Source organism: Solimonas sp. SE-A11, assembly GCF_030345715.1.
Taxonomy (GTDB): domain Bacteria; phylum Pseudomonadota; class Gammaproteobacteria; order Nevskiales; family Nevskiaceae; genus Solimonas_A.
Genome location: NZ_JAUASX010000001.1, coordinates 227,494 through 245,267, shown reverse-complemented (window position 1 = coordinate 245,267; position 17,774 = coordinate 227,494). Strand labels below are relative to the sequence as shown.

General features: G+C 65.8%; 17 protein-coding genes. 2 read left to right on the top strand and 15 right to left on the bottom strand.

All coding sequences use genetic code 11. The features are described 5' to 3' along the window. The first annotated feature begins 4 nt into the window (after positions 1 to 4). Positions 5 to 1,438, top strand: a complete 1,434-nt coding sequence (gene rmuC / locus QT386_RS01240) for a DNA recombination protein RmuC (protein WP_289271911.1) — start codon at positions 5 to 7, stop codon at positions 1,436 to 1,438. A gap of 51 nt (positions 1,439 to 1,489) precedes the next feature. On the opposite strand, the gene ahpF is transcribed toward rmuC, so the two are convergent. Together ahpF and ahpC are read right to left on the bottom strand one after the other, a co-directional pair. Beyond that, a complete protein-coding gene (gene ahpF / locus QT386_RS01235; RefSeq protein ID WP_289271910.1) occupies positions 1,490 to 3,070 on the bottom strand; it encodes an alkyl hydroperoxide reductase subunit F in 1,581 nt (526 codons plus the stop codon). Positions 3,071 to 3,181: 111 nt separating this feature from the next. Continuing rightward, positions 3,182 to 3,745, bottom strand: a complete 564-nt coding sequence (ahpC, locus tag QT386_RS01230; protein WP_289271909.1) for an alkyl hydroperoxide reductase subunit C — start codon at positions 3,743 to 3,745, stop codon at positions 3,182 to 3,184. Positions 3,746 to 3,972: 227 nt separating this feature from the next. On the opposite strand from ahpC, the gene rimO reads away from it, so the two are divergent. Further along, complete coding sequence (rimO, locus tag QT386_RS01225; protein WP_289271908.1) at positions 3,973 to 5,328, top strand: 30S ribosomal protein S12 methylthiotransferase RimO; 1,356 nt, start codon at positions 3,973 to 3,975, stop codon at positions 5,326 to 5,328. 105 nt (positions 5,329 to 5,433) lie between these two features. Here the strand turns inward: rimO and QT386_RS23285 are convergent, their stop codons facing one another. The 13 genes from QT386_RS23285 to QT386_RS01160 all read right to left on the bottom strand — a co-directional run bounded on the left by QT386_RS23285 (position 5,434) and on the right by QT386_RS01160 (position 17,687). Next, the gene (locus QT386_RS23285; protein ID WP_289271907.1) at positions 5,434 to 6,333 is read right to left on the bottom strand and encodes an AEC family transporter; all 900 of its coding nucleotides are present in this window, start codon (positions 6,331 to 6,333) and stop codon (positions 5,434 to 5,436) included. 12 nt (positions 6,334 to 6,345) lie between these two features. Then, a complete protein-coding gene (gene glmS, locus QT386_RS01215; protein WP_289271906.1) occupies positions 6,346 to 8,175 on the bottom strand; it encodes a glutamine--fructose-6-phosphate transaminase (isomerizing) in 1,830 nt (609 codons plus the stop codon). A gap of 70 nt (positions 8,176 to 8,245) precedes the next feature. Further along, complete coding sequence (glmU, locus tag QT386_RS01210) at positions 8,246 to 9,619, bottom strand: bifunctional UDP-N-acetylglucosamine diphosphorylase/glucosamine-1-phosphate N-acetyltransferase GlmU (RefSeq protein ID WP_289271905.1); 1,374 nt, start codon at positions 9,617 to 9,619, stop codon at positions 8,246 to 8,248. Positions 9,620 to 9,760: 141 nt separating this feature from the next. After that, positions 9,761 to 10,183: a F0F1 ATP synthase subunit epsilon gene (locus QT386_RS01205; protein ID WP_289271904.1), complete on the bottom strand. Its 423-nt coding sequence runs from the start codon at positions 10,181 to 10,183 to the stop codon at positions 9,761 to 9,763. 21 nt (positions 10,184 to 10,204) lie between these two features. Continuing rightward, positions 10,205 to 11,602 (bottom strand): F0F1 ATP synthase subunit beta, encoded by a 1,398-nt coding sequence (gene atpD / locus QT386_RS01200; RefSeq protein WP_289271903.1) that lies wholly within the window; start codon positions 11,600 to 11,602, stop codon positions 10,205 to 10,207. Positions 11,603 to 11,632: 30 nt separating this feature from the next. Continuing rightward, positions 11,633 to 12,493 (bottom strand): F0F1 ATP synthase subunit gamma, encoded by an 861-nt coding sequence (atpG, locus tag QT386_RS01195; RefSeq protein ID WP_289271902.1) that lies wholly within the window; start codon positions 12,491 to 12,493, stop codon positions 11,633 to 11,635. 20 nt (positions 12,494 to 12,513) lie between these two features. Continuing rightward, positions 12,514 to 14,052 carry a F0F1 ATP synthase subunit alpha gene (atpA, locus tag QT386_RS01190; protein ID WP_289271901.1) on the bottom strand — a complete coding sequence of 513 codons (1,539 nt, stop codon included), beginning with the start codon at positions 14,050 to 14,052 and terminating at the stop codon, positions 12,514 to 12,516. A 77-nt stretch (positions 14,053 to 14,129) separates the two neighbouring features. Continuing rightward, entirely contained in the window at positions 14,130 to 14,666 is a 537-nt protein-coding gene (locus tag QT386_RS01185; protein ID WP_289271900.1) for a F0F1 ATP synthase subunit delta, read from the bottom strand. 9 nt (positions 14,667 to 14,675) lie between these two features. Beyond that, positions 14,676 to 15,149 carry a F0F1 ATP synthase subunit B gene (locus QT386_RS01180; RefSeq protein ID WP_289271899.1) on the bottom strand — a complete coding sequence of 158 codons (474 nt, stop codon included), beginning with the start codon at positions 15,147 to 15,149 and terminating at the stop codon, positions 14,676 to 14,678. Positions 15,150 to 15,183: 34 nt separating this feature from the next. Further along, positions 15,184 to 15,447, bottom strand: coding sequence for a F0F1 ATP synthase subunit C (gene atpE, locus QT386_RS01175; RefSeq protein WP_104230843.1), 264 nt, complete (start codon positions 15,445 to 15,447; stop codon positions 15,184 to 15,186). 83 nt (positions 15,448 to 15,530) lie between these two features. Beyond that, complete coding sequence (gene atpB / locus QT386_RS01170) at positions 15,531 to 16,328, bottom strand: F0F1 ATP synthase subunit A (protein WP_289271898.1); 798 nt, start codon at positions 16,326 to 16,328, stop codon at positions 15,531 to 15,533. 3 nt (positions 16,329 to 16,331) lie between these two features. Next, positions 16,332 to 16,676: an ATP synthase subunit I gene (locus QT386_RS01165; protein ID WP_289271897.1), complete on the bottom strand. Its 345-nt coding sequence runs from the start codon at positions 16,674 to 16,676 to the stop codon at positions 16,332 to 16,334. 219 nt (positions 16,677 to 16,895) lie between these two features. Continuing rightward, entirely contained in the window at positions 16,896 to 17,687 is a 792-nt protein-coding gene (locus QT386_RS01160; protein WP_289271896.1) for a TSUP family transporter, read from the bottom strand. Positions 17,688 to 17,774: the final 87 nt, after the last annotated feature.

Here is a 17,774-nt window from a genome sequence, read left to right as displayed (position 1 = left end):
CCGGATGAATTCCTGGCTGATCCCCCTGTTGAGTCTGGTCGGCGCCCTGGTAGGCGCCTTCCTCGCCGTCCTGCTGACCCGCCGACGTCCGGACCAGGACCGTGGCGTGCTGGAGCCACTGTTCGAACGCGGCGAACGGTCTGCCCGCGAGGAAGCCGCCGGCATCCGTCGCGAGGCGGCGGAGCTGGCACGCGCGCAGCGTGGCGAGATGGCCGGCCTGTTGGGGGGCTTCGGCCAGCAGTTGCACAGCCAGCAGGACAGCCTGCGCACGGTGGTGGCGGAGCGCCTGGAAGGCTTCGCTGCCGAGTTGCGCCTGCAGAACCAGCGCCTGGCCGAGGCGCAGCAGCATTTCGTCGCCCAGGCCCGCAGCACGCGCGAAGAGCAGGCCCAGGGCCTGCAGCGCTTTGGCGAAACCCAGCGCGCGGCGCTGGCCCAGCTGGTGGAGACCCAGACGCGCCAAGCGGAGACGCTGCGCGGCGTGCTGGAAACGGCGCTGCAGACGTTGCGCACCGAGAACGCCGAGAAACTGGAGCAGATGCGGCGCACGGTGGACGAGAAGCTGCACGAGACCCTGGAGAAGCGCCTGGGCGAATCCTTCAAACTGGTCAGCGACCGGCTGGAGCAGGTGCACAAGGGCCTGGGCGAGATGCAGACGCTGGCCACGGGCGTGGGCGACCTCAAGCGCGTGCTGAGCAACGTCAAGACGCGCGGCATCTTCGGCGAGACCCAACTGGCGGCGCTGCTGGACGAGGTGCTGACGGTGGAGCAGTACGCCGCCAACATCGCCACCCGTCCGGGCAGCAGCGAGCGCGTGGAGTTCGCCATCCGCCTGCCGGGGCGCGGCGCACATGATCAGCCGGTGTGGCTGCCGGTGGATGCCAAGTTCCCGCGCGAGGACTACGAACGCCTGCTGGAAGCCCAGGAGCGCGCCGACCCCGCCGCCGCCGAGCTCGCGGCGCTGGCGCTGGAACGCCGCCTGCGCGACGAAGCCAAGACCATCAGCGCCAAGTACGTGGAGCCGCCCCATACCACCGACTTCGCCATCCTGTTCCTGCCCACCGAGGGACTCTACGCCGAGGCACTGCGCCGGCCGGGCCTGTTCGAGACGATGCAGCGCGAGCATCGTGTGACGCTGGCCGGCCCGACGACGTTGCTGGCCCTGCTCAACAGCCTGCAGATGGGCTTCCGCACGCTGGCCATCGAGAAGCGCTCCAGCGAGGTCTGGCAGGTGCTGGGTGCGGTGAAGACCGAGTTCGGGAAGTTCGGCGATGTGCTGGACAAGGTGAAGAAGAAGCTCGACGAGGCCAGCACGCAGATCGAGCAGACTGGTGTGCGCAGCCGTGCCATCACGCGTCGCTTGCGCGAAGTGCAGGCGTTGCCGGGCAGCGAGACCGAGCAGATCCTGCCGCCGGCCGAACTGCAGGACGGCGAGAACTAAAAAAGCCGGGATGCTCTCGCATCCCGGCTTCTACTTGCCGCTTGCGCGCACTCAGGCTGCCTGCTGCTGCTCCGCCGGGGCGGACGTGCGGATCAGGTGGTCGAAGGCGCTGAGCGCGGCCTTGGAGCCCTCGCCCATCGCGATCACGATCTGCTTGTACGGCACGGTGGTGACGTCGCCTGCCGCGAAGACGCCGGGCAGCGAGGTGCGGCCATGCGCGTCCACTTCGATCTCGCCACGCGGCGACAGGGCCAGCGTGCCCTTGAGCCATTCGCTGTTCGGCAGCAGGCCGATCTGCACGAAGATGCCTTCGAGCTCCACGGTCTGCGTCTCGCCGCTGGCGCGGTCCTTGTAGACCAGGCCGTTGACCTTGGCGCCGTCACCGGTGACTTCGGTGGTCTGTGCCGAGACGATCACCTTGACGTTGGGCAGGCTGCGCAGCTTGCGCTGCAGCACTTCGTCGGCGCGCAGCTTGCTGTCGAACTCGATCAGCGTGACGTGGCTGACGATGCCGGCGAGGTCGATGGCCGCTTCCACGCCGGAGTTGCCGCCGCCGATCACGGCGACGCGCTTGCCCTTGAACAGGGGGCCATCGCAGTGCGGGCAGTAGGCCACGCCCTTGTTGCGGTACTCGTTCTCGCCGGGCACGTTCATCTGCCTCCAGCGCGCGCCGGTGGAGAGGATCACGGTCTTCGCCTTGAGCGCGGCACCATTGGCCAGTTGCACTTCGACCAGGCCATCGGCACCGGCGGGCACCAGCTTCTCGGCGCGCTGCAGGTTCATGATATCGACCTCGTAGGCCTTCACATGCTCTTCCAGCGCGGCGGCGAGTCGCGGACCTTCCGTTTCCTTCACCGAGATGAAGTTCTCGATGCCCATGGTATCCAGCACCTGGCCACCGAAGCGCTCGGCGGCGACGCCGGTGCGGATGCCTTTGCGCGCGGCGTAGATCGCCGCGGCGGCGCCGGCGGGACCGCCGCCGACCACCAGCACGTCATAGGGCGCCTTGGCCTTGATCTTCTCCGCATCGCGCGCGGCGGCACCGGTGTCGATCTTGGCCAGGATCTCTTCCACGCCCATGCGGCCGGAGCTGAAGACCTCGCCATTGAGAAAGATCTTGGGCACCGACATGACCTGGCGCGACTCGACCTCGTTCTGGAACAGGGCGCCGTCGATGGCGATGTGCTTGATGCGCGGATTGAGCACCGCCATCAGGTTCAGCGCCTGCACCACGTCCGGGCAGTTCTGGCAGGAAAGCGAGAAATAGGTTTCGAACAGGTAGTCGCCATCCAGGCCACGGACCTGCTCGATCACGTCCTGCGCCAGCTTGGACGGATGGCCGCCCACCTGCAGCAGGGCGAGCACCAGCGAGGTGAACTCATGGCCCAGCGGAATGCCGGCGAAGCGGATCGAGATGTCCTGCCCCGGCGTGCCCAGCGTGAACGACGGCCTGCGGGCGTCATCGCCGTTCTCATCGACGCGGATTTGCGACGACAGCGTGGCGAGGTCCTGCAGCAGGCCACGCATTTCCTGCGCCGCCTCGCTGTCGTCGAGGCTGGCCTTGATCTCGATGGGACGCGTGACCCGTTCGAGATAGGTCTGCAACTGTTCCTTCAGATCGGTATCCAGCATGACTTGCTCCTGTTCTGGGACGCAGTGTCCCCGCCCGGCGCCCATGCGCCGGGATGATTCGAATTCTGGGGGTGTCGCGGGCCAGCCTTGCGGCCGGCCCGCGACGGCAGGTCAGATCTTGCCGACCAGATCCAGCGACGGCTTCAGGGTCTTCTCGCCTTCCTTCCACTTGGCCGGGCAGACCTGGCCCGGGTTGCTGGCGACGTACTGGGCCGCCTTGAGCTTGCGCAGCGTCTCGGTCACGTCACGCGCGATGGCGTTGTCGTGGATCTCGAGGGTCTTGATGACGCCTTCCGGGTTGATGATGAAGGTGCCGCGCAGGGCCAGGCCTTCCTCGTCGATGTGCACGCCGAAGGCGCGGGTCAGGGTGTGGGTGGGGTCGCCAACCAGCGGGAACTTGGCCTGGCCCACGGCCGGGGAGGTTTCGTGCCACACCTTGTGCGAGAAATGCGTGTCGGTGGTGACGATGTAGACCTCGGCGTTGGCCTTCTGGAACTCGGCGTAGTTCTTGGCCGCGTCCTCGACCTCGGTCGGGCAGTTGAAGGTGAACGCAGCCGGCATGAAGATCAGGACCGACCACTTGCCCTGCAGGCTGGCATCGGAAACTTCCACGAACTTGCCGTTGTGGAAAGCCTGGGTCTTGAAGGGCTGCACTTTCGTGTTGATCAGGGACATCTCGTGTTTCCTCTGTTGGGAGTGGGTGAGGCGTAGCTGCTATTGGGTGACGAGCATCCTAGGGGCCTGGGCTCGATAAAGGAAATTGTTTATCGGCATCATGTCGATTGTTTGAATCTATGGCCAGCCCGTCCCTAGCAGCCTATTGGACCGGCGCGCCGACACGCGGTGCCCCAGCACCGCTTGGGATACCTTAAACTATTGGGCTTATTGGAGTTTCAGCCCGCATGTCCACCCCGCGTAAGCTTTCCAGCGCGAAGGCAAAGAGTCCCAAGGTCGGTTTCGTTTCGCTGGGCTGCCCCAAGGCCCTGGTCGATTCCGAGCGCATCCTGACCCAGCTGCGGGCCGAAGGCTACGAAACCGTCCCCAGCTACGACGCCGCCGACGTGGTGGTGGTCAACACCTGCGGCTTCATCGACTCGGCCGTGGAAGAATCCCTGGAAGCCATCGGCGAGGCCATGTCGGAAAACGGCAAGGTGATCGTCACCGGCTGCATGGGCACCGGGCCCAAGGGCCAGATGGTGAAGGAGCGCTTCCCGGACCTGCTGTCGATCAGCGGCCCGCAGGATTACGGCAGCGTCATGAAGGCCGTGCACGCCGCGGTGCCGCCGGCGCACGATCCCTTCTTCGACCTGCTGCCGCCGCAGGGCATCAAGCTGACGCCGCGGCACTACGCTTATCTCAAGATTTCCGAAGGCTGCAACCACAAGTGCAGCTTCTGCATCATCCCCTCCATGCGCGGCCGCCTGGACTCCCGGCCGGTCAACGAAGTGCTGGTGGAGGCCGAGAAGCTGGCCAAGGCCGGCGTCAAGGAACTGCTGGTGATCTCGCAGGACACCAGCGCCTATGGCGTGGACCGCAAGTACGCCGGCGGCAGCTGGCGCGGCAAGGACTACAAGACCTCGCTGCTGGACCTCTGCAACGGCCTGGGCGAACTCGGCCTGTGGACGCGCCTGCACTACGTCTATCCCTACCCGCACGTCGACGAGATCATCCCGCTGATGGCGAAGGGCAAGATCCTCCCCTACCTCGACATCCCCTTCCAGCATGCCTCGCGCAGCGTGCTCAAGGCGATGAAGCGCCCGGCCGCCGCCGAGGACACGCTGGAGCGCCTGGCCGCCTGGCGCAAGATCTGCCCCGACCTGACCGTGCGCAGCACCTTCATCGTCGGCTTCCCCGGCGAGACGGACAAGGATTTCGAGGAACTGCTGTCCTGGCTCAAGGAAGCGGAGCTGGATCGCGTGGGTTGCTTCGAGTACTCGCCGGTGGAAGGTGCCACCGCCAACGCGCTGCCAGGCGCCGTGCCGGACGAGGTCAAGCATGAGCGCCACGCGCGCTTCATGGAGCTGCAGCAGAAGATCAGCAAGCGCAAGCTGCGCGAGAAGATCGGCGAGGAGATCGAGGTACTGGTGGATGGCCTCGACGAGGAAAGCGGCGTCATGGTGGGCCGCAGCAAGGCCGACGCACCGGAGATCGACGGCAAGGTCTACCTCTCCACCGACCAGCCGCTGCGCGCGGGGCAGATCGTCACGGCGCGCGTAATCCAGGCCAGTGAGTACGACCTGAACGCCGAGGTGGTGTAGCCGCTTTCGTAGGAGCGGCTGTTAGCCGCGAGCACCGATGATCATGATGCCCTGTGTTCGCGGCCACCGGCCGCTCCTACTCCGCTACCTGAACCAGGCTGCGGTTTATCCCAGCATGTAACTCCACAGTGGCACCGTCACCAGCGACAGCAAAATGCCGCTGCCCAGGATCGTGTTCGCCAGCGGCGGCTCCAAGTGGTGCTGGTCGCAGAGGATCGCCGCCGAGATCATTGGCGCCATCGCCGCCTGCAGCACACCGATGGTCAGCACCAGGCCGCTCACGCCGGTGGCCAGGCCCAGCCCCAGCATGAGCATTGGGATCACCGCCAGCTTCCAGCCCAGGGCCATCGCCAGCGGTGCGGCCTGGCCGCCGCCGAACTGCAGCTTCAGACGCAGGCCCACCGAGAACAGCGCCAGCGGCACCAGGGTCTGGCCGATACGGTGCAGCACTTCTTCGGCCGGAACCGGCCAGCCACCCAGCAGGCCCAAGACCACGCCGGCCGCCAGCGCCAGGAAGGGCGGGAACAAGGCCACGCGACGGACGATCTCGCGCGCCTTGGGCTGCTTGCCCGAGTAGATCGCGGAGACCAGCACGCCGCCGACGGCCAGCGCCACGAAGCAACCCAGCTGGTCGGCCACCACACCCAGGGCCAGGCCCTCGCGCCCGCGCAGGGCCTCCAGCAAGGGAAACCCGACGAAGGACGTGTTGCCCAGGCCGGTCATCAGGATCATGCAGCCGATACGGGCGCGGCTCCAGCCCAGGCGCCCGCCCAGCAGGTGGAAGAACAGCGCGGCGCCGACGAACACCAGCCACTGCGTGACGACCAGGAACCACAGCTGCGGATCGAAGTGCAGGCGCGGGATCAGCTCCAGCACCAGCGCCGGCAGCGCGATGTTGATGACCCACCAGTTGAGACCTTGCGCCAGACCCATGGGGGGGTGCGCGAAGCGCGCCACCAGCACCCCCAGCGTCAGGCAGACCAGCAGCAGCAGGATCGGCGTCACGATCGGCTCGCGCTACTCGACGGTGACCGACTTGGCCAGGTTGCGCGGCTGGTCCACGTCGGTGCCCTTGAGCACGGCGACGTGATAGGCCAGCAGCTGCAGCGGGATGGTGTAGACGATCGGGTCGATCAGCTCGTCGGCATGCGGCATGCCGATCACGGTAACACCCGGCGCATCCCGGAAACCGGACTCGCGGTCGGCGAAGACGATCAGCTCGCCGCCGCGCGCGGCAACCTCCTGGAGATTGGACTTCACCTTCTCCAGCAGTTCGTCGTTGGGCGCCACGGCGATCACCGGCATGTGCTCGTCCACCAACGCCAGCGGGCCATGCTTGAGTTCGCCGGCGGCGTACGCCTCGGCGTGGATATAGGAAATTTCCTTGAGCTTGAGCGCACCCTCCATCGCCACCGGCGACATCGGGCCGCGGCCCAGGAACAGCGCGTGGTGTTTCTGGATCAGGCGCTCGGCCAGCTTCTGAAGCTTGGCGTCCTGCTTCAACACCGCCTCGACCACGCCGGCCGCCGATTCCAGTGCCTTGACGTAGCGGCGCTCGTCATCGGCGGACAGGCCGTTGCGGCGCGCAATCAGCAGCATCACCAGCGCCAGCGCCATCAGCTGCGTCGTGAACGCCTTGGTACTGGCGACGCTGCGCTCGGGGCCGGCATGCGTCATCAGCGCGATGTCGGATTCACGCACCAGCGAGGACTCGGGAGCGTTGCAGATCACCAGGCTGGCGGCGATATCCTTGGCCTTGGCGTGGCGCAGCGCCTCGAGGGTGTCGGCGGTCTCGCCGGACTGCGAGATGGTGATGAACAGGGTATCCGGCTCGATCACCGGGTCGCGGTAGCGGAACTCGCTGGCCAACTCGACCTGGCAGGGAATCTTGGCGATCTGCTCGAACCAGTAGCGCGCCACCATGCCGGCGTGGGAGGACGTGCCGCAGGCCACCAGGCGCACGCGCTTGACGCGCGCCAGCAGCTCGCCGGCCTTGGGGCCGAGACAGGCTTCCAGCACGCGCTCGCCGGACAGGCGGCCCTCCAGGGTGTTGGCCAGCGCCGTCGGCTGCTCGAAGATTTCCTTCTGCATGAAGTGCCGGTAGCTGCCCTTGTCCACGGCGTCGGAGCTTAGGCTCGACACATGCGTGCGGCGGCTGGCAACCTGGCCGCCGGCATCGACGATCTCGTAGCCGTCGGTGCGGATCTCGGCGAGGTCACCTTCTTCCAGATAGACGAAACGGTTGGTCACCGGCAGCAGCGCCAGTGCATCGGACGCGGCGAAGTGCTCGCCGATGCCGATGCCGATCACCAGCGGGCTGCCCTTGCGCGCCAGCACCATGCGGCCCGGATCACGGCCGCAAATCACGGCCAGCGCATAGGCACCATGCAGTCGCGGCAGCACGGAAGCCATCGCCGCACGCAGGTTGCCGCCGGCCTTCATCTGCTCATGCACCAGGTGGGCAACCACCTCGGTGTCGGTCTCGGAATTGAAGGCATAACCCTTGCCTTTCAACTCGACACGCAACTCCTCGTGATTCTCGATGATGCCGTTGTGCACCACCGCGACATCAGCGGAAACATGCGGGTGCGAGTTGCGCTCGGCCGGCACGCCGTGCGTGGCCCAGCGGGTGTGGGCAATGCCGGTGGCCCCGGTGTTGGGCTTGTCAGCCAGCGTGGCATCGAGCTGCGACACCTTGCCGACCGCTCGGGTCAGCTGCAGCTGACCCTGGCCACCCAGTACGGCGACGCCGGCGGAGTCATAGCCGCGATACTCGAGGCGGCGCAGGCCCTCGATCAGGATGGGGGTGACGTTACGCTGCGCTACCGCGCCGACGATGCCGCACATGGAGAATCCTTGAAAACTCTGTCGAATGCCGTGGTTGAGCTTGCCCGGGCGTCCGGCCCGCGGCTCGCGCCTACTTCTTCTTCACCGGGCGCTTCCAGCCCGGGATGCTCTTCTGGTCGCGCGCGCGGCAGATGGTCAGCGCGCCCGCCGGTGCGGTCTTGGTGATGGTGGAGCCGGCCGCGACATAGGCGCCACGCTCGATCGTCACCGGTGCCACCAGCTGCGTATCGCTACCGATGAAGGCGTCGTCCTGGATGGTGGTGACATGCTTGTTGGCACCGTCGTAGTTGCAGGTGATGACGCCGGCCGAAACATTCACGCGCTCGCCGATCACGGCATCGCCGAGGTAGGCTAGGTGCCCGACCTTGGCGCCCTTGGCCAGGCGCGCCTTCTTCAGCTCCACGAAGTTGCCGACGTGGACGTTTTCGCCCAGCACCGAATCGGGCCGCAAGCGCGCAAACGGACCCAGGTCGGAGCCAGCACCGACTTCGCTGTCCTCGATCACGGTGTTGGCCTTCACCACGACGCCGTCGCCGAGCACGGCATTGCGCAGCAGTACGTTGGGCCCGATACGGACACCATCGCCGAAGCGCACGCGCCCCTCGATCACGACGTTGACGTCGATCTCCACGTCCTGCCCATGCTCCAGCGTACCGCGCAGGTCGAAGCGCGCTGGGTCCAGCAGGGTCACGCCAGCGCGCATCAGCGCCTCGGCCTGGTTGCGCTGGTGCTGCCGCTCCAGGGCGGCGAGCTGCAGCTTGTCGTTGACTCCCTCGACCTCCCAGGCCTGCGGCGCCGGCACGGTGTGGATCGCCACGCCTTCCGCGGCGGCCAGGCCGATGATGTCGGTGAGGTAATACTCGCCCTGCTTGTTGTCGTTGCGCAGCTTCGGCAGCCAGGCATGCAGCAAGGCATTGGGCACGCAGAAGATGCCGGTGTTGACCTCGCGCACAGCGAGCTCCGCGGGCGTACCGTCCTTCTGCTCGACGATGCGCTGCACAGCGCCCTTGGCATCGCGCAGGATGCGACCATAGCCGGTGGGGTCGGCCATCTCCAGTGTCAGCAGGGACAGACTGCGGCCATCGACGACCTTCCCGATCAGGCCTTGCAGTGTCTGCGGACGGATCAGGGGAACGTCGCCGTAGAGGATCAGGGTGCGCCCATCGGGCGGCAGTTGCGGCAGCGCCACCTGCACGGCGTGCCCGGTGCCCTTCTGCTCCGCCTGCTCGACCCAGCCTAGGCCCTCGGCCGGGAAGTGGGCCCGGACCTGCTCGCCGCCATGGCCGTAGACCACCGTGATGCCCTTGCCACCGAGCGCCGAGGCGGCGTCCAGGACGTGTGCCAACAAGGGACGGCCCGCCAGGGGCTGCAATACCTTGGGCAGGCGCGACTTCATGCGCGTGCCCTTGCCCGCTGCGAGCACGATGACCGACAGATCTTGCATGCCGTTGATATCCGCAAGAAACGAACCGTGATTTTACATGAGCCCGGGGGCTCGCCGTTGAGACCCCTACCTCGCCGGAAATGCGCTCCGAAACGAAAAAGCCCGCCGAACGGCGGGCTCTTTCGCACTTCGGGCACCGTCTTAGCGGTGCGAAGGGTTTTTCAGCTTCTGCACGAACTGCAGGCGGGCGGCGGCCTCGATCAGTTCGGCTTGAGCCTTGGCCAGGTCGATGTCGCCCTTGGCGCCGGCGAGCTTCTCTTCAGCGGACTGCTTGGCCGCCAGGGCGGCCGCCTCGTCGGCGTCCTTGGCGCGCAGGGCGCTGTCGGCCAGCACCGTCACGAGATGCGGCTGCACCTCGAGAATGCCACCGCCGACGAAGAAGGACTGCTCCGAGCCGTCGATCGCCTTCACGCGGACCGCACCCGGCACCAGCTTGGTCAGGAGCGGCGTGTGGCGCGGCGCGATGCCGACCTCGCCCATCTCGGCCGGGGCGAACACCATCTGGGCTTCGCCCGAATGGATCTGCCCTTCGGCGGAAACGATGTCTACGTGAATGGATGCCATGACGATTCCGTTAGGTAAGCCTTAGAGCTTCTTGGCCTTCTCGACGGCTTCGTCGATGGTGCCGACCATGTAGAAGGCCTGCTCCGGCAGGTGATCGAACTCACCGTCGACCAGGCCGCGGAAGCCGCGGATGGTTTCCTTCAGCGAGACGTACTTGCCCGGCGAACCGGTGAAGATTTCAGCCACGTGGAACGGCTGCGACAGGAAGCGCTGGATCTTGCGGGCACGGGCCACGGCGCGCTTGTCGTCTTCCGACAGTTCGTCCATGCCCAGGATCGCGATGATGTCCTTCAGTTCCTTGTAGCGCTGCAGCACGCCCTGCACATCGCGGGCGGTGTTGTAATGGTCGGCGCCAATGACGTTCGGGTCGAGCTGGCGGCTGGTGGAGTCCAGCGGATCCACGGCGGGGTAGATGCCGAGCGAGGCGATGTCACGCGACAGCACGACGGTGGAGTCGAGATGCGCGAAGGTGGTCGCCGGGGACGGGTCGGTGAGGTCGTCGGCCGGAACGTAGACGGCCTGGATCGAGGTGATCGAGCCCTTCTTCGTGGAGGTGATGCGCTCCTGTAGGACGCCCATTTCCTCGGCCAGGGTCGGCTGGTAGCCCACCGCCGACGGCATACGGCCGAGCAGCGCGGACACTTCGGTGCCGGCCAGGGTGTAACGGTAGATGTTGTCGACGAAGAACAGCACGTCACGGCCTTCGTCACGGAAGTACTCGGCCATGGTCAGGCCGGTCAGGGCGACGCGCAGGCGGTTGCCCGGCGGCTCGTTCATCTGGCCGTACACCATCGCAACCTTGGAGTTGCCGAGGTTCTTGGCGTCGACGACGCCCGACTCCATCATTTCGTGATAGAAGTCGTTGCCCTCACGGGTACGCTCACCCACGCCGGCGAACACGGACAGACCCGAGTGCGCCTTGGCGATGTTGTTGATGAGCTCCATCATGTTGACGGTCTTGCCCACGCCGGCGCCGCCGAACAGGCCGACCTTGCCGCCCTTGGCGAACGGGCAGAGCAGGTCGATGACCTTGATGCCGGTTTCCAGCAGCTCGGTGGAGCCCGCCTGGTCTTCGTACGTCGGGGCAGCGCGGTGGATCGCCCAGAGTTCCTTGGTCTCGACCGCACCGACTTCGTCGATCGGCTCGCCCAGCACGTTCATGATGCGGCCGAGGGTGCCCGGGCCGACCGGCACGGAGATCGGCGCGCCGGTGTTGGTCACGGCGAGGCCGCGCTTCAGGCCTTCGGATGCGCCCAGCGCGATGGTGCGGACGGTGCCGTCGCCCAGCTGCTGCTGCACTTCGAGGGTCAGGTCGGTGCCCGTGATCTTGAGGGCGTCGTAGACCTTGGGGATGGAATCACGCGGGAATTCCACGTCGACGACCGCGCCGATGACCTGAACAATCTTGCCGGAGCTCATTTGAGTTTCCTTTAACCGAATACTGTTGCGTTAAACCGCGGCGGCGCCGCCGACGATTTCTGAAATTTCTTTGGTGATCGAAGCCTGACGAGCCTTGTTGTAGACCGTCTGCAGGTTGGTGATGATCTTGCCGGCGTTGTCCGTCGCCGACTTCATCGCCACCATACGTGCCGACTGCTCGCAGGCTGCATTCTCGATCACGGCCTGGTAGACCTGCGACTCGATGTAGCGCTGCAGCACGAAGTCGAGCAGGCCCGCCGGGGTGGGCTCGTAGATGTAGTCCCAGTGAGCCAGCAGCTTGTCGTCCTGCACCGGCTCCACCGGCAGCAGCTGGCGCAGCTGCGGACGCTGGGTCATGGTGTTGACGAAGGTGCTGGACACCAGCTGCAGGCGGTCGATGCGGCCTTCGCGGTAGGCGTCAGTCATCACCTTGATCACGCCCAGCAGCTGGTCCAGGTGAGGACGGTCGCCGAGGTGGGTCTGCGTGGCCGTGACGTTGCCGCCCAGGCGCTTGAAGTACGCGACCGCCTTGTTGCCGATCAGGGCCAGCTCGACATCAACGTTCTTGTCCTTGTATTCACGCAGCGCCTTGAGCGCGACGCGGAAGGTGTTGACGTTGAGGCCGCCGGCCAGGCCGCGGTCGGAGGTGATGATGATCAGACCGACGCGCTTGGCCGGACGCTCCACCATGAACGGGTGGACGTACTCGGCATTGGCCTGCGCGATGTGGCCCAGCGTACGGCGGATCTTCTCCGCGTACGGACGGGCCTGGGCCATGCGATCCTGCGCCTTGCGCATTTTCGACATGGCGACCTTTTCCATCGCGCGCGTGATCTTCTGCGTATTCTTTACGCTCTTGATCTTGGTGCGGATTTCTTTGGAGCCGGGCACGGCGCTGTCCTGGTCGGTACTTAGATGGCGGACTGCTTGACGTAGGCGTCCATCGCCGACTTCAGGCCGGCTTCGAGCGCATCGTTCCAGTCACCCGTGTTCAGCTTGCCCAGCAGTTCCTGCTGGCTGTTGCCGAGGAACTGGTGCAGGCCGGCTTCCCAGGCCAGGATCTTGCTGACCGGGACGGCGTCGATGTAGCCCTTTTCCACCGCGTACAGGGTGGCGGCCATGTTGCCGACCGACAGAGGCAGGTACTGCTTCTGCTTCATCAGTTCGGTGACGCGCTGGCCGCGCTCCAGCTGCTTGCGGGTGGCTTCGTCGAGGTCCGAGGCGAACTGGGCGAAGGCCGCGAGTTCGCGGTACTGCGCCAGGGCGATACGGATACCACCGGACAGCTTCTTGACGACCTTGGTCTGCGCGGCGCCGCCGACGCGGGACACGGAGATACCGGCATTCATGGCCGGGCGGATGCCGGCGTTGAACAGGTCGGTTTCGAGGAAGATCTGGCCGTCGGTGATCGAGATCACGTTGGTCGGAACGAACGCCGAGACGTCACCCGCCTGGGTTTCGATGATCGGCAGCGCGGTGAGCGAGCCGGTCTTGCCCTTGACGGCGCCGTTGGTCATCTTCTCGACGTAGTCGGCATTGACGCGGGCGGCGCGCTCGAGGAGACGGCTGTGTAGATAGAACACGTCGCCGGGGTAGGCTTCACGGCCCGGGGGACGCTTCAGCAGCAGCGACACCTGGCGATAGGCCACGGCCTGCTTGGACAGGTCGTCATAGATGATCAGCGCATCTTCGCCCTTGTCGCGGAAGTACTCGCCCATCGAGCAGCCGGAGTACGGCGCGATGAACTGCAGCGCGGGGGACTCGGAGGCCGAAGCGGCGACGACGATGGTGTGACCCATGGCGCCGTTCTCTTCCAGCTTGCGCACGACGTTGGCGATCGAGGAGGCCTTCTGGCCGATCGCGACGTACACGCACTTAATGCCGGTGCCCTTCTGGTTGATGATGGCGTCGATGGCCATCGCGGTCTTGCCGGTCTGGCGGTCGCCGATGATCAGCTCACGCTGGCCGCGGCCGATGGGAACCATCGAGTCGACGGCCTTGTAGCCGGTCTGCACCGGCTGGCTCACCGACTGGCGAGCGATGACGCCCGGGGCAACCTTCTCGATCGGCGACTTCTCGGTCGCGTTGATCGGGCCCTTGCCGTCGATCGGCTGGCCGAGCGCGTTGACGACGCGACCCAGCAGGGCCTCGCCGACCGGCACTTCGAGGATGCGGCCGGTGGTCTTCACCGTGTCGCCTTCCGCCAGGTGCTTGTAGTCGCCCAGGACCACGGCGCCGACGGAGTCGCGCTCGAGGTTCAGCGCCAGGCCGAAGGTGTTGCCCGGGAACTCGAGCATTTCACCCTGCAGCGCATCGGACAGGCCGTGCACGCGGACGATACCGTCCTGCAGCGACACGATCGTGCCGGTGTTGCGCGCTTCGGCGGCACCGTCGAAGTTCTTGATGCGCGCCTTGATCAGGTCGCTGATTTCCGAAGGATTAAGCTGCATTGCTTCGTCTCGTTAACAATTAGGTTGTCCGCAAAACACGCGAAGCTCGCTTGCGCGCACTTCGCGGACCTTTCAACTCACCGCGCGAGCGCGGTTTCCAGCCGTTCCAGTTCGCTCTTGACGGAGCCATCGATCACCAGGTCGCCGGCACGGATCACGGCACCGGCAATCAGGCTCTCGTCAACGCCCCAGGCAATCACGACCTCACGACCCAGACGCTTCTTGACCGCACCGGCCAGCTGCTGCTGCTGCGAATCGACCACCGGCACGGCGGTGGTGATCTCAACGTCAGCGCGGGCTTCGGCCTCGGCGCGCAGCTGCTCGTACTGCTGCGCGATCGAGGCGGCAGCCACCAGGCGGCCGTTCTCGACGAGCAGCTTGAGCAGTGCGGTACCCTCGGCGCCCAGCTTGGAGGCCAGGGTCTGGGTGAGCGCGGCGGCGAGGTCGGCGCGGGTCAGCGCCGGGTGGCTCAGCAGCGGCGCCACCTGCGGCGCGGTAACGGCGTCGGCGATCGTCTTGAGCACGCCGCTCCAGTCGGCGAACTTGCCGCTGTCGCGGGCCAGCTCGAAGACCGCTTTGGCGTAGGGACGGGCCAGGGTAGTGATGTCCGCCATGGGAGTTCCTTAGACGCGAGCCGCCAGGTCGCTCAGCACGTCGGCATGAGCCTTGGCGTCGATCTCGCGCTTCAGGATCTTCGAGGCACCGATGACGGCCAGCTCGCCGACCTGCTTGCGCAGCTCTTCGCGGGCACGGGCCACTTCACGGCTGACGTCGTCCTGGGCCTTGGCCACGATGCGGTCGGCCTCGGTCTGCGCGGTGCCCTTGGCCTGCTCCACGATCTGCGTAGCCTGCTTGTTGGCGGCGCTCAGGATGTCCTGGGCCTGGGTGCGGGCCTCGGCCAGCGCCTGGTCGCTCTTGGAAGAAGCGTCCTGCAGCGCCTTGGCGCCGCGCTCGGCGGCCGCGAGGCCGTCGGCGATGCGCTGGCGACGGGCTTCCATCGCCGCCGTGATCGGCGGCCACACGTACTTCATCGTGAACAGGACGAACGCGATGAACACGATCATCTGGCCGACGATGGAGGGAATGCTCGCCTGCATGGCTAGCTCCGGATCAAGGTGGGAAGAACGATGCTTACTTCAGCGCCGCCAGCAGCGGGTTCGCGAACATCATCAGCAGACCCATGGCGACGCCGATGATCGACACGGCGTCCAGCAGGCCGGCGATGATGAACATCTTGGTCTGCAGCATGTTGGCCATTTCCGGCTGACGGGCAGCGCCTTCCAGGAACTTGCCGCCGAGCAGACCGAAGCCGATGGCGGTGCCGAGGGCAGCGAGGCCGAAGATGAGGCCGATGGTCAGGGCGGTGCTGGCCTGAATCTGAGCGATGAGCTCCATGATGTAACTCCGTGCGATGTGTTGGTTGAAAAACTTTTGACTACAGAACTTTTTACAGCTACTGCCGTGCCGCTAAAACCGAATCAGTGACTCTCGTAAGCCATGCTCAGGTACACGATGGTCAGCGTCATGAAGATGAACGCCTGCAGCGTGACGACGAGGATGTGGAAGATGGCCCAGCCGAGGCCCGGGATCACCTGCGCCCACCAGGGCAGCAGTGCGATCAGGATGAAGATCAGCTCGCCGGCATAGAGGTTGCCGAACAGTCGCAGCGCCAGCGACATCGGCTTGGCGAGGTATTCGACGGTATTCAGGATGACGTTGGCGGGCAGCAGCTTGGCGCCGAACGGATGGGTCAGGAACTCGAGTGTGAAACCCTTCACCCCCTTGCCCTTGAAGCTGTACACGAAGATCAGGATGAAGACCGAGATCGACAGTGCGAAGGTGGCGCTCATGTCGGCCGAGGGCACGACACGGATATAGGCGTGGGCCGGGTCATGGCCCATGGCGCCGTAGACCTGGGCCCAGAGCAGCGGGAACAGGTCGACCGGGATGAGGTCCATGCAGTTCCAGAGGAACACCCAGCAGAAGATCGTCAGCGCCAGCGGGGCGATGAACGAGCGGTTGCCGTGGAAACTGTCCTTGACGGAGTTATCGACGAACTCGACGAGGATCTCGACGAAGTTCTGCAGCTTGCCCGGCACGCCCTGGGTGGCACGCACGGCCACGATGCGAAACAGCGTCAGGAAGGCGAGGCCCAGCAGCGTGGAGACGATGAGCGTATCGATGTGCCAGTTGGACATCGTGATGAACGCGTCGTCGTGACCCGAAGACAGATGCTTCAGATGGTGCGTGACGTATTCCGCAGGAGAAGCTGCCATTCGCTATTTCCAGAGCAACGCAAACCAGTAGACGATGTGCCCGACCGCGAAAGTGGAGGCCAGGGGCGCCAGGCTGCCCTTGAACACGATGATGGCGAATCCGAACAGGACGATCGCCAGCACCCACTTGCGCGACTCGGCGCGGTATAAATTGGTGACCATGGCCCTGGGGTCGGATGTCTCCACCCCCAAAGCCTTGACTGCCGTGTAGTACGTCAGTACGGCGCAGATCAACCCGCCGCAGAAGCCTGCCGCCGCCGCCATCCAGCCCTGGAAATAACCCCACAGGACAGCCCCGGCGACCGCGATCAGTAATTGGAACAGTGCAATTCTTGTGGCGACTTTCATGGTCGGCCGACTTAAGATTAAATGATGCACCGCATCAATCGCAGAGAGTATAACGGCTGCGGGAACCCCCGGGCAACCTTGCAAGCGACGTTCACTGGCAACGGAACGGGCTGGCGGCAGGTTTAACGCAGGCTCATGATGAGCGGATGACACCATGGCCGACAGCATAGCGGCGCGCGCGCGCGATGCCCCTTGGACAGATTGTCCTACCCGCCCCCCCTAACCGCGCAGCAGGTCCCAGCAGAACTTGAGGATCAGCGCGCCGACCACGCCGATATATAGCGTCCTAACGAATCCGGTGCCGTGGCGGATCGCCATGCGGGCGCCGATCACGGAACCGGCCACGTTGAACACAGCCATGGTGAGGGCCACGTCATAGAGGATGTGTCCGGTGCTGCCGAACCACAGCACGGCGGCACCATTGGTCACCACGTTGACCAGCTTGGCCGAGGCCGAGGCGGCCAGGAAACTGAAGCCGAACAGCCCGACGAAGGCGAAGATCAGGAAGCTGCCGGTGCCAGGGCCGAAGAATCCGTCGTAGAAGCCGATGATGCCGCCCAGGGCGCATGCGGCGGCCAGCTCGCGCCGGCCCGCCAGCCGCGGCGCATGCAGGGCACCCAGGTCCTTCTTCCACAGGGTGTAGGCCAGCACCGCCAGCAGCAGGGCCAACACCACCGGGCGCAACTGCTCCGGCGGGGTCATGGTGACGGCGCGGGCACCGAGCAGCGAGCAGGCGAAGGCCAGAGCGCAGGCCGGCAGCGTGGCGCGCCATTGCACCGGCACGCGGCGCAGGTACTGCCAGGCGGCGGCGGAGGTGCCCCAGATGCTGCAGAGCTTGTTGGTGCCGAGCAGCGTGGCGGGCGGCAACCCGGGCATCAGCACGAACAGCGCCGGCACCTGGATCAGGCCGCCACCGCCCACCACCGAGTCGATGAAGCCGGCGAGCAGGGCGAAGGCGCAGAGGGCCAGCAGTTGCGGCGTGAGGTCGGGCAGATATTCCAGCAGGGACATGCCCCAGTGTGGCGAATGGGAGACTCGCCAACAATTGGTGGTTTCCCTGGATCACTCCAGTGGCGCGGCGCGTTTCGGGCCGTTCAT

Excerpts from the sequence above, each read along its gene's own strand:
- QT386_RS01185 (WP_289271900.1), bottom strand. The coding sequence starts at position 14,666 with ATGGCGGACATCACTACCCTGGCCCGTCCCTACGCCAAAGCGGTCTTC.
- rmuC (WP_289271911.1), top strand. The coding sequence starts at position 5 with ATGAATTCCTGGCTGATCCCCCTGTTGAGTCTGGTCGGCGCCCTGGTA.
- QT386_RS01180 (WP_289271899.1), bottom strand. The coding sequence starts at position 15,149 with ATGCAGGCGAGCATTCCCTCCATCGTCGGCCAGATGATCGTGTTCATC.
- QT386_RS01165 (WP_289271897.1), bottom strand. The coding sequence starts at position 16,676 with ATGAAAGTCGCCACAAGAATTGCACTGTTCCAATTACTGATCGCGGTC.
- atpA (WP_289271901.1), bottom strand. The coding sequence starts at position 14,052 with ATGCAGCTTAATCCTTCGGAAATCAGCGACCTGATCAAGGCGCGCATC.
- atpB (WP_289271898.1), bottom strand. The coding sequence starts at position 16,328 with ATGGCAGCTTCTCCTGCGGAATACGTCACGCACCATCTGAAGCATCTG.
- atpD (WP_289271903.1), bottom strand. The coding sequence starts at position 11,602 with ATGAGCTCCGGCAAGATTGTTCAGGTCATCGGCGCGGTCGTCGACGTG.
- ahpF (WP_289271910.1), bottom strand. The coding sequence starts at position 3,070 with ATGCTGGATACCGATCTGAAGGAACAGTTGCAGACCTATCTCGAACGG.
- rimO (WP_289271908.1), top strand. The coding sequence starts at position 3,973 with ATGTCCACCCCGCGTAAGCTTTCCAGCGCGAAGGCAAAGAGTCCCAAG.
- ahpC (WP_289271909.1), bottom strand. The coding sequence starts at position 3,745 with ATGTCCCTGATCAACACGAAAGTGCAGCCCTTCAAGACCCAGGCTTTC.
- atpE (WP_104230843.1), bottom strand. The coding sequence starts at position 15,447 with ATGGAGCTCATCGCTCAGATTCAGGCCAGCACCGCCCTGACCATCGGC.
- glmU (WP_289271905.1), bottom strand. The coding sequence starts at position 9,619 with ATGCAAGATCTGTCGGTCATCGTGCTCGCAGCGGGCAAGGGCACGCGC.
- QT386_RS01160 (WP_289271896.1), bottom strand. The coding sequence starts at position 17,687 with ATGTCCCTGCTGGAATATCTGCCCGACCTCACGCCGCAACTGCTGGCC.
- glmS (WP_289271906.1), bottom strand. The coding sequence starts at position 8,175 with ATGTGCGGCATCGTCGGCGCGGTAGCGCAGCGTAACGTCACCCCCATC.
- QT386_RS01205 (WP_289271904.1), bottom strand. The coding sequence starts at position 10,183 with ATGGCATCCATTCACGTAGACATCGTTTCCGCCGAAGGGCAGATCCAT.